We start from the raw sequence: 13,284 nt of genomic DNA on the forward strand, positions 1-13,284 counted from the left end.
CGATTCAAATCAAAAAGCTGAGACCAACACAGAACAGCAGGGCTGCGAACAGGCGTTTCAACAGGCGCGGCGACAGCTTGTGCGCCAGGCGCGCGCCAAAGCGGGCGAAAAACATGCTGGTCACGGCAATGCCGACCAGCGCCGGCAGGTACACGTAACCCAGGCTGTGGGGCGGCAAGTGCTGCTCATGCCAACCTAGCAGCATGAAGCTCAAGGCACTGGCCATGGCGATCGGCAGGCCGCAGGCAGAAGATGTGGCCACTGCCTGTTGCATGGGCAGGCTGCGCGAGGTCAGGAAAGGCACGGTCAGCGAGCCACCCCCAATGCCGAAAATCGCCGAGGCCCAACCGATCACCCCACCCGCGCCAACCAGCACAGGCTTGCCAGGCACACCATGGCTGGCCTTGGGCTTGAGGTCCAGGGCCATTTGCGCGGCGATGACCAGTGCGAAGACACCAATGATCTTCTGCAGGAGCGGGCCCTGGATCAGCGAGGCGGTCTTGGCGCCGACACCGGCCCCCAGGAGGATGCCCAGGGTCATCCAGGCGAATATCGGCCATTGCACCGCACCCTTGCGGTGGTGTTCGAGCACGGCATTGATCGAGGTGAACACGATGGTCGCCAACGAAGTACCCACCGCCAAGTGGGTCAGTACCGAGGCGTCAAAACCCTGCAGGGTGAAGCTGAACACCAGCACCGGCACGATGATGATGCCGCCGCCCACGCCGAACAGCCCCGCCAGCACGCCGGCACAGGCGCCCAACAGCAGATAGAGCACGAATTCCATTCGGCATCCCCGAGAAATCAATCCGGCATGGTAACGGAAGCCGGGTTCGAGGCTCTAGTGAAGTCTGTGTCAGGATGGATCCTGCCCGCAGCTGTGGGTACAGTGACAAAAAACACAGAGGCCTGACCGATGTGCCTGATCGTATTCGCCTGGCGGCCGGGACACGCCCTGCCGCTGATCGTCGCGGCCAACCGCGACGAATTCTACGCCCGCCCTACCCAGGCCCTGGCGGCCTGGGAGGATGCGCCCGGGGTGCATGCCGGGCGGGACCTGGAGGCCGGTGGCACCTGGCTGGGCGTGGGTCCACAGGGGCGCTTTGCGGCGCTGACCAATATCCGTGACCCGCGGCAGGCGCAGGGGCCCCGCTCGCGCGGCGAGCTGGTGGCGGGGTATCTACGGGGTGAGCTGGGGGTTGAGGCTTACCTGGACGAGGTGGCCAGCCGTAGCGGGCAGTATTCGGGGTTCAACCTGCTGGTGGGTGATGGGCGCCAGCTGGGTTACCTGCATGGCCCAGACGTGGCGCCGCGCCTGCTGGAAGCCGGGGTGTACGGGCTGTCCAATGCCAGGCTGGATACCCCATGGCCGAAACTGGTGAAGGCCCGAAGCGGGCTGCAGAGCTTGCTGGAAAGGCCGGAGCCGCCACAGTTGCTGGCGCTGCTGGCCGATGGCGAGCCTGCAACTGATGGGGAGCTACCGGACACAGGCGTGGGCATGGCGACCGAGAAGCTGCTGTCGAGTGTGTTTATTACCAGCCAGAGTTATGGGACACGCGCGAGTACTGTGCTGATTGTGGATGATCAGGGCAGAAGACGCCTGATCGAGCGTAGTTTCGGGCCGCTTGGTGGACACCTGGGGGAGGTTGAGCTGTCGGCCTGAACAGCGCCTTCGTGGGAGCGGGCGTGCCCGCGAAGAGGCCCGAACAGGCAACCCCCCCCTTACAGGGTTTTATTGGCCCCAGGCCCGATCATCCGCGCCAGCCCCAGGTTTTTCAGCGCCAGCTGCAACGAGCTGTGGATAACCTGTGGGTTGTCATGGCTCAAGGCTTCGACCAGCAGCTCCTTGGCCTTGCCCATGTTCACCTGGCGCAGCATCCACTTCACCTTGGGCAGGTTGGTGGCGTTCATCGACAGGCTGTCGAAGCCCATCGCCATCAACAGGATCGCTGCCGCGGGGTCACCCGCCATCTCGCCGCAGATGCTGACCGGCTTGCCCTCGCCATGGGCATCACGCACCACGGTGTTCAGCGCCTGTAGCACCGCCGGGTGCAAGTAGTCGTACAGGTCGGCGACCCGTGGGTTGTTGCGGTCCACGGCCAGCAGGTACTGGGTAAGGTCGTTGGAACCGACCGACAGGAAATCAACCTGCCGCGCCAACTCCTTGGTCTGGTACACCGCCGCAGGGATCTCCACCATGACGCCAACCGGCGGCATCGGCACGTCGGTGCCTTCGTCGCGCACCTCGCCCCAGGCCCGGTGAATCAGGTGCAGCGCTTCTTCCAGCTCGTGAATACCGGAAATCATCGGCAGCAGGATGCGCAGGTTGTTCAGGCCCTCGCTGGCTTTGAGCATGGCGCGGGTCTGCACCAGGAAGATTTCCGGGTGGTCGAGGGTCACCCGAATGCCGCGCCAGCCAAGGAACGGGTTGTCTTCCTTGATCGGGAAATACGACAGCGCCTTGTCACCACCAATGTCGAGGGTGCGCATGGTCACCGGCAGCGGGTGGAAGGCCGCCAACTGCTCACGGTAGATAGCCAGCTGCTCTTTTTCGCTGGGGAAGCGCTGGTTGATCATGAACGGCACTTCGGTGCGGTACAGGCCCACCCCTTCGGCACCGCGCTGCTGGGCCCGGGCCACATCGGCCAGCAAGCCGGTATTGACCCACAACGGCATGCGGTGGCCGTCGGGGGTGATGCAGGGCAGCTCGCGCAGGGCATCCAGGCCCTGGGCCAACTGGCGCTCTTCCTCGACCACGTCGCTGTACTGCTTGCGCAGCACTTCGCTCGGGTTGGTGAACACCTCGCCCTTGTAACCGTCGACGATCAGCTCAATGCCGTCGACCTTGGAGTAAGGCAGGTCGACCAGGCCCATCACCGTGGGGATACCCATGGCACGGGCCAGGATGGCAACGTGGGAGTTGCCCGAACCCAGGACCGACACCAGGCCGACCAGCTTGCCTTCCGGCACTTCGCCGAGCATTGCCGGGGTCAGCTCTTCACTGACCAGGATGGTGTTGTCGGCGTAGACCAGCGACTGCGAGCGGGCCTCTTGCAGGTAGGCCAGCAAACGCCGGCCCAGGTCCTTCACGTCGGAGGCACGCTCGCGCAGGTAGTCGTCGTCCATCAGCTCGAAACGGTTGACGTGCTCGCCGACCACCTGGCGCAGGGCGCCCTGGGCCCACTGGCCGGTCTTGATGACCGCGGTCACCTCGCCGCCCAGCGCTGCATCTTCGAGCATCATCAGGTACACATCGAACAGGGCGCGCTCTTCCGGGCGCAGTTGTGTCGCCAGTTTGGCCGACAGCTTGCGCATGTCTTCGCGCACGCCTTCAAGGGCGTTTTCGAACAGCTTGAGCTCGGCGTCGATGTCATCGACGGCCTTGTCGGGCACCACTTCGAGGTCGGCAGGCGGCAGCATGACCACGGCACGCCCTACGGCAGCGCCTGGCGAGCCAGGCACGCCGACGAAACGCGCCTCCTGAATGCCCTTGCCCTGCCGGCCCAAGCCACGGATCGAGCCGGTGGCCTCGGCGTGGGCGATAACCCCGGCAAGCTGGGCGCTCATGGTGACCAGGAACGCTTCTTCGCCCTCGTCGAACTGGCGGCGCTCCTTCTGCTGGATGACCAGTACCCCGACCACACGGCGGTGGTGAATGATCGGTGCACCCAGGAACGAGGCGAACCGCTCTTCACCGGTTTCGGCAAAGTAGCGGTAACGCGGGTGGTCGGCGGCGTTTTCCAGGTTCAGCGGCTCTTCGCGGGTACCGACCAGGCCGACCAGGCCTTCGTTGGGCGCCATGCTGACCTTGCCGATGGAGCGTTTGTTCAGGCCTTCGGTGGCCATCAGCACGAAGCGATTGGTTTCCGGATCAAGCAGGTACACCGAGCAGACCTGGCTGCCCATGGCCTCCTTGACGCGCAAGACAATGATCCCCAACGCCGACTTGAGATCTTTGGCGGAGTTTACTTCCTGGACGATCTTGCGCAGCGTATTGAGCATGGCTCGGGGTCGAACTCCGTCGTCAGTCGCGCGTCAGAAGACGCGGTGCTAGCTCTTTCAGGGCGCGCCGGTATACCTCGCGCTTGAATGTCACAACCTGGCCCAGCGGGTACCAATAGCTCACCCAACGCCAGCCGTCGAACTCCGGCTTGCCGGTGAGGTCCATTCTTACCCGTTGTTCGTTGCTCACCAGGCGCAGCAGGAACCACTTCTGCTTCTGGCCGATGCACAGCGGCTGGCTGTGGGTCCGCACCAGGCGCTGCGGTAAACGATAACGCAACCAGCCACGGGTGCAGGCAAGAATTTCCACATCATCGCGTTCAAGGCCAACTTCTTCGTTCAGCTCGCGGTACAGGGCATCTTCCGGCGTTTCGTCAGGGTTGATTCCACCCTGGGGAAATTGCCAGGCATCCTGGTTGATCCGTCGAGCCCATAGCACCTGCCCGGCATCATTCGTGAGAATGATCCCGACATTGGGGCGAAAACCATCCGGGTCGATCACGGCAGCAACCTCGCAAACGCATGTCACCGCATTGTTCCACAAAGCTTGCGAGCGCAGCAACGCGCCCGCCACGCTTATGTGCCGCGGCGTGAAAACTCCTTGTTCGGTGAAGGCAAGGTGATGCAGGCAAGCGTTGGCCGCTGCTTAGTCAGACTGGCTTGGCGCCCATCAGCCCGGCGATGGACAGCAGGCAGACGCCACTGAACACCGCCAGCGCCAAGGTGAAGCGCAACCCTACCGGCTCGGCCTTGCGCAGCCGGTTCAGCCGCACCAGCAGCCACCACACGGCAAACGCACCAAGCGTATAGATGACGCTGGACGCCAGCACCCAGGTCTGCCCCAGCGGCCAACCGACCAGGTGCACCAGCCACCAGCCGGTGAACGGCATGCTTACCAGGCACAGCACCATTACCAGCCACACGAACACCAGCGGCCGGCGCAGCAGCTTGGCATAGGCCTGCGCATCGCCCTGGCGGCGGGCGCGCACGGTCCACACCGCCAGGCCCAGGGCACCCAGCAGCAGGAGTGCGGTGGCGATGATGTGCAGTGTTTTCAGAGTGGTCAGATGTTCCATGTGTGCGTTGTCCTTGAGCAGGCCTTAGGCCCAGCTTAGCTGCTCAGCCCAGGAACAGCTTGTAAGCCGGGTTCTCGGTTTCGTCCCAGTAGGGGTAACCAATCTTGGCCAGTGCCGCTGGCACCAGGTGACGCTCGTCTTCCGGCACCTGCAGGCCCGCCACCACACGCCCGTCTGCCGCGCCGTGGTTACGGTAGTGGAACATCGAGATATTCCAGCGCCCACCCAGCTTGTCGAGGAAATTGAACAGCGCCCCCGGCCGTTCCGGGAACTCGAAGCGCAGCACCATTTCATCGCTGGCGCCAGCCGAGTGGCCGCCGACCATATGACGAATGTGCAACTTGGCCAGCTCGTTGTCGGTCAGGTCCGTTACCGGGAAGCCCTGCTCGCTCAAGTGCTGCACCAAGGCTGCGCGCGGGTCGTTTTCCGGGTGGGTCTGCACGCCCACGAAGATATGCGCCTCGTCCGAGGTGTGCTTGCGGTAGTTGAACTCGGTGATCTGGCGTTTGCCAATCGCCTGGCAGAACGCCTTGAAGCTGCCCGGGCGTTCAGGAATGGTAACGGCGATGATCGCCTCGCGCTTTTCACCCAGTTCGGCACGCTCGGCCACATGGCGCAAGCGGTCGAAATTGACATTGGCGCCGGAGTCGATTGCCACCAGGGTCTGGCCGGTCACGCCGTACAGTTCGACATAACGCTTGATGCCCGCCACACCCAACGCGCCGGCAGGTTCGGTGATCGAGCGGGTATCGTCGTAGATATCCTTGATTGCGGCGCAGATTTCATCGGTGCTGACCGTGACCACTTCATCCACATGGTGGCGGCAGATATCGAAGGTGTGCTGGCCGATCTGCGCCACCGCCACGCCGTCGGCGAACAGCCCGACCTGCGGCAGCACCACGCGCTCACCCGCGGCCATGGCCGCCTGCAGACAGTTGGAGTCATCCGGTTCTACACCAATAACCTTGATTTCCGGACGCAGGTACTTCACGTAGGCGGCAATACCGGCGATCAGGCCACCGCCGCCCACCGGCACGAAGATCGCGTCCAGCTGGCCAGGGTGCTGGCGCAGGATTTCCATGGCCACGGTGCCCTGCCCGGCGATGGTGTGCGGGTCATCGTAAGGGTGGACATAGACCAGGCCCTTTTCATCCATCAGCTTCAGCGAGTAAGCCAGCGCCTCGGGGAACGAGTCGCCATGCAGCACCACCTTGCCGCCACGCGAGCGTACGCCTTCGACCTTGATCTCCGGGGTGGTCTTGGGCATCACGATGGTGGCCTTGATGCCCATTTCGCGCGCGGCCAGGGCCAGGCCCTGGGCGTGGTTGCCGGCCGAGGCGGTGACCACGCCGCGGGCCAGTTCTTCCGGGGTCAGCTGGGCCAGCTTGTTGTACGCCCCGCGGATCTTGAACGAGAACACCGGCTGCAGGTCTTCGCGCTTGAGCAGAATCTGGTTGCCCAGGCGCTTGCTCAGTTGCCCCGCGCTCTGCAACGGGGTTTCGACGGCAACGTCATAGACGCGCGAGGTGAGGATCTTCTTGACGTACTGTTCGAGCATCGGGAAAGCATCACTGGGCCGCGGGACAAGGGCTGGAAGTCTACCCCAGCGCTACGTCGGGCGACCACAGCAAAGCCGTGCGAGCCGTTATACTAGGCAACTTTGAAACCGCCCTGCCCCTTCCGGAGCCCGCATGACCCAGGACCAACTCAAACAGGCCGTCGCCCAGGCCGCTGTCGACTTCATTCTGCCCAAGCTGGATGAAAAGAGCGTCGTCGGCGTCGGTACCGGTTCGACCGCCAACTTCTTCATCGATGCCCTGGCTCAGCACAAGACCGCCTTCGACGGTGCCGTCGCCAGCTCCGAGGCCACTGCCCAGCGCCTGAAGGGGCATGGTATTGCGGTATACGAACTGAACAGCGTCAGCGAGCTGGAGTTCTACGTGGACGGCGCCGATGAAAGCGACGCGCACCTGAACCTGATCAAGGGCGGCGGCGCAGCCCTGACCCGCGAGAAGATCGTTGCAGCAGTGGCCAAGACCTTCATCTGCATCGCCGATGCCAGCAAGCTGGTGCCGGTGCTCGGCGCCTTCCCACTGCCGGTCGAGGTGATCCCGATGGCCCGCAGCCACGTGGCCCGCCAACTGGTCAAGCTGGGCGGCGACCCGGTGTACCGCGAGGGTGTGGTGACCGACAACGGCAACGTGATCCTCGATGTGTACAACCTGCAGATCACCAACCCGGTAGAGCTGGAAGCACAGATCAACGCCATTGTTGGCGTGGTGACCAACGGCCTGTTCGCGGCGCGGCCGGCGGACCTGCTGTTGCTGGGTACTGCTGAAGGTGTGAAGAGCCTGACGGCCAATTAAACCGCTTCGCGGGTAAACCCGCTCCTACAGCGATCTCCACTGGCCTGGAGCCTGGCGAGCTATCTGTAAGAGCGGGTTTACCCGCGAAGGGCCCTGACACGATCAGTCAGCCGGCTGCTTGAACACATAGAACAGGTTCGGCTCACTGACCAGATAAAGGGTTCCCGCCTCGTCCATTGCAATCCCCTCCGCCTGCGGTACGGTCGCCTGCAAGCCTTGGTAGCCCTTGCGCAGCGACAGGGTACTCAGCGGCCTGCCCTCGATATCCAGCTCCAGCAACAGCCGCGACTCGTCGGACAACGCCAGCAGGTGCCCACTGCGCTCATCGAACTGCAAGCTCGACAAGTCCCGCACGAACAACCGTGAGTCACGCTTGCGGTCCTGTACTACATGCACGGCATAGGGCTTTTCCGGGTTGTCATGCGGGAAGCCGTGGACCTCGTAGATCAGCATCGGGTCGCGTTCCTTGGCCACGAACAGGCGCTTGCCCGCTGTGTCGTAGGCCAGGCCTTCAAAGCCTTTGTTGCCGTTCAGGCCAATGCCCAGGCTGAGCTGCTCGGCATCGCCGGCATCGAGGAACAACGTATCGTCATCCAGGCGCACCCGGATCAGCCGCTGCTGACGCTCGTCGGAAATCACATAGCTGTTTGGCCCGACATACTCCACGGCCTCCGGGTCGCCGAAGCCCGTCAGCGGCACGCGGCGCAGGATGCGCCCGTCCAGCGACAGCTCGATCAACTCCGAACGGGCATTGGTGACGGTAAACAGGGTCTTGCGGTCAGGGTCGTAGGTCAGCGCCGATATATCGTCGTTCAACCCTTCGATAGGCTGCGCTTCCAGCACCACCCGGTAGCGCTCCAGCCCCATGCTCTGCTCGGCGGGCTGCCACCAGGTCTTGAGGTTGAACCAGGCGCGCTCGTAAAGGCGGAACTCATGCCCGGCCCAGCCGAGCAGGCACAGGCAGACCACGGCTGCTACAAGGGATAGACGAACAAAACCACGCATACAGTCAGACTCGGCACAAGGATGGCGAATCTAACCATGAATGACTGAAATAAAGCTTAATGCCAGCATCCGAAAAAGCGGATTGTTGGCTCAGGGTTTTCTGAAGCGATAGAACAATGCCGGTTCACTGACCATGTACAGGTTGCCCTTGTCGTCCATCGCCACCCCCTCGGCCCGCGGGATGGTGCCCTGCAGGCCGTTGAACCCGCCGAGCAAAGTCATGAAGCTGACCTGCTGCCCCTGCTGGTCCAGCTCCAGCAGCATGTTGGAGTCGGCCGACAATACCAACAGGTGGCCTGTACGCGGGTCGACACCCAGCGCCGAGAGGTTGCGCAAGTCGAGCTGGTCGCTTGGCAGCGGCTGCTTGTCGCCCTTGAGCTGGCTGCGGCCATCGGTGTTCCAGGTGTACAGCTTGGGCGGGCGCTCCTCGCCGATGATCAGGCGCTGGTGCAGCGGGTCCCAGGCGACGGCCTCGAAGCCTTTGTTGCTTTTCACCGACTGCCCCAGGTCATAGCTTTTGAAGTCGGCGTGGTTGAGCACCGCCGTGTGCCCGTCCACCTTGACCAGGGTCAGGTCATGCAGGCGTTCGTCGGTGATGGCCAGGTAACCGTCTTCCAGCACGGCAACGCCTTCCGGGTTGTTCCAGCCGTTGAGCGGGATCTTGCGCAGCACGTCGCCGTCCAGGCTCAGTTCGACCAGGAACGGGTTCTTGCCCATGACCGCGAACAGCGTCCGGGTCTGCGGGTTGAAGGCCACGTCCGACGCTTCGTCATCGTCCATGCCCGGCAGCGGCTTGGCATCGATGTCTACCTGGTAATCCGGCAGCCATACGCTTTCGCTGCGCTCGGCGCGGCTTTCAAAGCCTTCCTTCAGCCATAGCGCACCACGGTCATCCCAGTGCATCGCCATGGCCACGCCGTAGCCAATCACCGCCGCCACCGCCAGGCCAAAGGGCCAGCGCAGGTAGAAACGACGCTTGGGGGTTGCCGGGGCGTTGGTGGGTGATGGCATGCAGGGGTCCTAAAGCAGTGGGCGTAGATGCGCGCATTATCCGCATTGGGTGTGAAAAAAACGCCAAATCCTGTCTGGACGCGCATTCTTTGTGGGAGCGGCCTTGTGTCGCGAAAGGGGTGCGAAGCGCCCCCGGGATTTATGCGTCAAGCACCTATTGCCGGGGCCGCTCCCACAGGGCTCAGAGCACCCGGCTTTCGAAGCGGCTGACACCCGGCAGCTCCAGCACCAGCTCGTCACCGACATTGAAAGGCCCCACGCCCGCCGGGGTGCCGGTGAGGATCACATCCCCAGCCAGCAGCGAAAAATGCGCGGCCATGTGCTGAATCATCGGCACGATCGGGTTGAGCATCATTGCGCTGTTGCCGTCCTGGCGTACTTCGCCGTTCACCGTCAGCCGTACCGGGATGTCGGTCACGTCCGGGAAGCTGGCAGCCGAGACGAACGGCGGCAGTACGCAGGCACCGTCGAAGCTCTTGGCCAGCTCCCATGGCAGGCCTTTTTCCTTCAATTTGGCCTGCACGTCGCGCAGGGTCAGGTCCAGTGCCGGGGCGTAGCCGGATATGGCGTCCAGCACCTCTTCCTCGCAGGGGTGCGTGGACAGTGATTTGCCCAGCAACACGGCGATTTCTGCCTCGTAATGCACCGAACCGCGCTCGGTCGGGATCTTGAAGCCGCCTTGCGCGGCGACCACGCAACTGCCGGGTTTGATGAACAGCAGCGGTTCGCTGGGGATCGGGTTGTCCAGTTCCTTGGCGTGTTCGGCATAGTTACGGCCAATGCACACCACCTTGCCCAATGGGAAGTGGATGCGCGTGCCGTCTACATACTGGTGCTGGTAACTCATGGCCGACTCCTCTGCATGCTGCTTTTTATTCAGGAGCGAAGATCTTACCCGGATTCATGATGCCGTTAGGGTCGAACACGGCCTTTATCGCCTTCATGCAGGCAATTTCTTCGGCTGAACGGCTATAGCCCAAGTAGTCGCGCTTGGTCATGCCTACGCCGTGCTCGGCAGAGATCGAGCCGTTGTAGCGTTCGACGATCTCGAACACCCACTTGTTGACCTTGGCGCACGAGGCAAAGAACGCGTCTTTGTCCATGTGCTCGGGCTTGAGGATGTTCAGGTGCAGGTTGCCATCGCCGATATGGCCGTACCACACCACTTCGTAATCCGGGTAATGCTCGGCCACGATGGCATCGATATCGCGCAGAAACGCCGGCACCTTCGAGACCGTGACTGAAATATCGTTCTTGTACGGGGTCCAGTGCGAGATGGTTTCCGACAGGTACTCACGCAGCTTCCACAGGTTTTTCAGCTGGGTTTCGCTCTGGCTCATCACCCCGTCCAGTACCCAGCCCTGCTCGACGCAATGCTCGAAGGTGGCCAGTGCCTGGTTGGCGACTGCCTCGGTGCTGGCCTCGAACTCCAGCAGCGCATAAAAGGGGCAGTCGGTGGCAAACGGCGCCGGCACATCACCACGCGCAAGGATCCTGGCCAGGCCCTTGTCCGAGAAAAATTCGAAGGCCGTGAGGTCGAGCCCGCCCTGGAAGGCGTGCAGCACCGGCATGATCGAGTCGAAGTCCGGCGTGCCCAGCACCATGGCGGTGAGGTTGCGCGGGGCGCGGTCGAGGCGCATGGTGGCCTCCACCACGAAACCCAGCGTGCCTTCGGCGCCAATGAACAGCTGGCGCAGGTCATAGCCGGTGGCGTTCTTGATCAGGTCCTTGTTCAGCTGCAGCAGCTCGCCCTTGCCCGTCACCACCTTCAGCCCGGCCACCCAGTTGCGGGTCATGCCGTAGCGGATCACCTTGATGCCGCCGGCATTGGTGCCGATGTTGCCGCCTATCTGGCTGGAACCGCTGGAGGCGAAGTCTACCGGGTAATACAGGCCCTGCGCTTGGGCGTAGCTTTGCAACTGCTGGGTGACCACCCCGGGCTGGCAAACCACCGTGCGGTCGAAGGCATTGAAGTCGAGAATCCGGTTCATGTTGTCGAAGGCGACCACGACTTCGCCATTGGCCGCCACGGCCCCCGCGGAGAGCCCGGTGCGCCCACCCGACGGCACCAGCGCCACATTGTGCGCATTGGCCCAACGGACAATGGCCTGCACCTGCTCGATGGTCTTGGGCAGCACGATGGCGCTGGGCGCCGGTGCATAGTGCTTGGTCCAGTCCTTGCCATAGGCGTCGAGGGATGCCGGGTCGGTCAGGAGCTTGCCAGGGTCGACAAGGGTCATCAGTTCTTCAATTGCAGCGGGGTGGGTCATCGCTGGAACTCTCGACTTATTCATAGTCACCCTGAGCACTCTTCACCCGTCGGGATAAGCTCAGATTGTGTCGCGTATGCTAGCATAGCGCTCCCGCTGTTCATGCTAAGGCCGCCCTCGCGCCTGGCATCACCCCTCGCCATTTTTTCTCCGGGATACAGGTTTACGCAGATGAGCAAGACTTCTCTCGACAAGAGCAAGATCCGGTTCCTTCTTCTTGAAGGTGTGCACCAGAACGCGGTCGATACCCTCAAGGCCGCCGGCTACACCAACATCGAATACCTCACTGGTTCGTTGCCGGAAGCCGAGCTGAAGGAAAAGATCGCCGATGCCCACTTCATTGGCATCCGTTCGCGCACCCAGCTCACCGAAGAGATCTTCGACTGCGCCAAGAAACTGGTCGCCGTTGGCTGCTTCTGCATCGGCACCAACCAGGTAGACCTGGAAGCTGCCCGCGAGCGCGGTATCGCCGTGTTCAACGCGCCCTACTCCAACACCCGCTCGGTCGCCGAGCTGGTACTGGCCGAAGCGATCCTGCTGCTGCGCGGCATCCCAGAGAAAAACGCCTCCTGCCACCGTGGCGGCTGGATCAAGAGCGCAGCCAACTCGTTCGAGATTCGCGGCAAGAAACTGGGCATCGTCGGCTACGGCTCGATCGGTACCCAGCTGTCGGTCCTGGCCGAAAACCTCGGCATGCAGGTCTACTTCTACGACCCGCTGACCAAGCTGCCACTGGGCAACGCCGTACAGGTCACCAGCCTGCACGAACTGCTGGGCCTGGCCGACATCGTCTCGCTGCACGTGCCTGAGCTGCCCTCCACCCAGTGGATGATCGGCGAGAAGGAAATCCGCTCGATGAAGAAGGGCGCGATCCTGATCAACGCCGCGCGTGGCACCGTGGTCGAGCTGGACCACCTGGCCGCCGCCATCAAGGACAAGCACCTGATCGGCGCTGCCATCGACGTGTTCCCGGTCGAGCCACGCTCCAACGACGAAGAGTTCGAGAGCCCGCTGCGCGGCCTGGACAACGTGATCCTCACCCCGCACATCGGTGGTTCCACTGCCGAAGCCCAGGCCAACATCGGGCTGGAAGTGGCCGAGAAGCTGGTCAAGTACAGCGATAACGGTACTTCGGTGTCTTCGGTCAACTTCCCTGAGGTGGCACTGCCAGCGCACCCAGGCAAGCACCGCCTGCTGCACATTCACGAAAACATCCCGGGCGTACTCAGCGAGATCAACAAGGTATTCGCCGAGAACGGTATCAACATCTCCGGTCAGTTCCTGCAGACCAACGAGAAAGTCGGTTACGTGGTAATCGACGTAGACGCCGAGTACTCCGACCTGGCGCAAGAGAAACTGCAACAGGTCAAAGGCACCATCCGTTCCCGCGTGCTGTTCTGAGTTTGCTTGCTGCATGAAAAAGGGAGGCCCTGGTGGCCTCCCTTTTTTTGCCGGTGAAAGCGGCGTCGCCTGCTTCGCGGGCTTGCCCGCTCCCACAGGATCACCGCAAACCCGAAGCTTGCGGCCCCCCCTGTGGGAGCGGGCGAGCCCGCG

12 protein-coding genes are annotated in these 13,284 nt (G+C 62.8%); 3 read left to right on the plus strand and 9 right to left on the minus strand.

Annotated elements, in window-relative coordinates; genetic code table 11:
• Positions 1–4 precede the first annotated feature (4 nt).
• Entirely contained in the window at positions 5–787 is a 783-nt protein-coding gene (locus GEV39_RS23975) for a sulfite exporter TauE/SafE family protein (RefSeq protein WP_054882076.1), read from the minus strand.
• A 129-nt stretch (positions 788–916) separates the two neighbouring features.
• Between GEV39_RS23975 and GEV39_RS23980 the strand changes: the two genes are divergently transcribed.
• Complete coding sequence (locus GEV39_RS23980) at positions 917–1,663, plus strand: NRDE family protein (RefSeq protein WP_173891476.1); 747 nt, start codon at positions 917–919, stop codon at positions 1,661–1,663.
• 59 nt (positions 1,664–1,722) lie between these two features.
• On the opposite strand, the gene ptsP is transcribed toward GEV39_RS23980, so the two are convergent.
• The 4 genes from ptsP to ilvA all read right to left on the minus strand — a co-directional run bounded on the left by ptsP (position 1,723) and on the right by ilvA (position 6,636).
• Positions 1,723–4,002 carry a phosphoenolpyruvate--protein phosphotransferase gene (gene ptsP / locus GEV39_RS23985; protein WP_009685081.1) on the minus strand — a complete coding sequence of 760 codons (2,280 nt, stop codon included), beginning with the start codon at positions 4,000–4,002 and terminating at the stop codon, positions 1,723–1,725.
• 22 nt (positions 4,003–4,024) lie between these two features.
• Positions 4,025–4,504, minus strand: coding sequence for an RNA pyrophosphohydrolase (locus GEV39_RS23990; RefSeq protein WP_003249017.1), 480 nt, complete (start codon positions 4,502–4,504; stop codon positions 4,025–4,027).
• Between the two features lie 148 nt (positions 4,505–4,652).
• Positions 4,653–5,078: a DUF2269 domain-containing protein gene (locus GEV39_RS23995; protein WP_009685080.1), complete on the minus strand. Its 426-nt coding sequence runs from the start codon at positions 5,076–5,078 to the stop codon at positions 4,653–4,655.
• Positions 5,079–5,121: 43 nt separating this feature from the next.
• Positions 5,122–6,636: a threonine ammonia-lyase, biosynthetic gene (gene ilvA, locus GEV39_RS24000; protein ID WP_173891477.1), complete on the minus strand. Its 1,515-nt coding sequence runs from the start codon at positions 6,634–6,636 to the stop codon at positions 5,122–5,124.
• Positions 6,637–6,769: 133 nt separating this feature from the next.
• Between ilvA and rpiA the strand changes: the two genes are divergently transcribed.
• Positions 6,770–7,444: a ribose-5-phosphate isomerase RpiA gene (gene rpiA / locus GEV39_RS24005; protein ID WP_173891478.1), complete on the plus strand. Its 675-nt coding sequence runs from the start codon at positions 6,770–6,772 to the stop codon at positions 7,442–7,444.
• 102 nt (positions 7,445–7,546) lie between these two features.
• Here the strand turns inward: rpiA and GEV39_RS24010 are convergent, their stop codons facing one another.
• The 4 genes from GEV39_RS24010 to GEV39_RS24025 all read right to left on the minus strand — a co-directional run bounded on the left by GEV39_RS24010 (position 7,547) and on the right by GEV39_RS24025 (position 11,730).
• Positions 7,547–8,449: an SdiA-regulated domain-containing protein gene (locus GEV39_RS24010; RefSeq protein ID WP_173891479.1), complete on the minus strand. Its 903-nt coding sequence runs from the start codon at positions 8,447–8,449 to the stop codon at positions 7,547–7,549.
• Positions 8,450–8,539: 90 nt separating this feature from the next.
• Positions 8,540–9,460 (minus strand): SdiA-regulated domain-containing protein, encoded by a 921-nt coding sequence (locus GEV39_RS24015; RefSeq protein WP_173891480.1) that lies wholly within the window; start codon positions 9,458–9,460, stop codon positions 8,540–8,542.
• Positions 9,461–9,641: 181 nt separating this feature from the next.
• Entirely contained in the window at positions 9,642–10,307 is a 666-nt protein-coding gene (locus GEV39_RS24020) for a fumarylacetoacetate hydrolase family protein (protein ID WP_173891481.1), read from the minus strand.
• Between the two features lie 25 nt (positions 10,308–10,332).
• Positions 10,333–11,730, minus strand: a complete 1,398-nt coding sequence (locus GEV39_RS24025; RefSeq protein WP_173891482.1) for a D-2-hydroxyglutarate dehydrogenase — start codon at positions 11,728–11,730, stop codon at positions 10,333–10,335.
• Positions 11,731–11,901: 171 nt separating this feature from the next.
• Between GEV39_RS24025 and serA the strand changes: the two genes are divergently transcribed.
• Positions 11,902–13,131: a phosphoglycerate dehydrogenase gene (gene serA / locus GEV39_RS24030; protein ID WP_009683687.1), complete on the plus strand. Its 1,230-nt coding sequence runs from the start codon at positions 11,902–11,904 to the stop codon at positions 13,129–13,131.
• The last annotated feature ends 153 nt before the right edge of the window (positions 13,132–13,284 follow it).

The organism is Pseudomonas sp. NY5710 (genome assembly GCF_013305665.1).
In the GTDB taxonomy this organism is placed as follows: domain Bacteria; phylum Pseudomonadota; class Gammaproteobacteria; order Pseudomonadales; family Pseudomonadaceae; genus Aquipseudomonas; species Aquipseudomonas juntendi.

Bases quoted from the DNA above. Each gene is read 5' to 3' on its own strand.
- GEV39_RS23995 (WP_009685080.1), bottom strand. From the start codon at position 5,078: ATGGAACATCTGACCACTCTGAAAACACTGCACATCATCGCCACCGCA.
- serA (WP_009683687.1), top strand. From the start codon at position 11,902: ATGAGCAAGACTTCTCTCGACAAGAGCAAGATCCGGTTCCTTCTTCTT.
- GEV39_RS24010 (WP_173891479.1), bottom strand. From the start codon at position 8,449: ATGCGTGGTTTTGTTCGTCTATCCCTTGTAGCAGCCGTGGTCTGCCTG.
- GEV39_RS24020 (WP_173891481.1), bottom strand. From the start codon at position 10,307: ATGAGTTACCAGCACCAGTATGTAGACGGCACGCGCATCCACTTCCCA.
- GEV39_RS23975 (WP_054882076.1), bottom strand. From the start codon at position 787: ATGGAATTCGTGCTCTATCTGCTGTTGGGCGCCTGTGCCGGCGTGCTG.
- ilvA (WP_173891477.1), bottom strand. From the start codon at position 6,636: ATGCTCGAACAGTACGTCAAGAAGATCCTCACCTCGCGCGTCTATGAC.
- GEV39_RS24025 (WP_173891482.1), bottom strand. From the start codon at position 11,730: ATGACCCACCCCGCTGCAATTGAAGAACTGATGACCCTTGTCGACCCT.
- GEV39_RS23980 (WP_173891476.1), top strand. From the start codon at position 917: ATGTGCCTGATCGTATTCGCCTGGCGGCCGGGACACGCCCTGCCGCTG.
- GEV39_RS24015 (WP_173891480.1), bottom strand. From the start codon at position 9,460: ATGCCATCACCCACCAACGCCCCGGCAACCCCCAAGCGTCGTTTCTAC.
- ptsP (WP_009685081.1), bottom strand. From the start codon at position 4,002: ATGCTCAATACGCTGCGCAAGATCGTCCAGGAAGTAAACTCCGCCAAA.
- rpiA (WP_173891478.1), top strand. From the start codon at position 6,770: ATGACCCAGGACCAACTCAAACAGGCCGTCGCCCAGGCCGCTGTCGAC.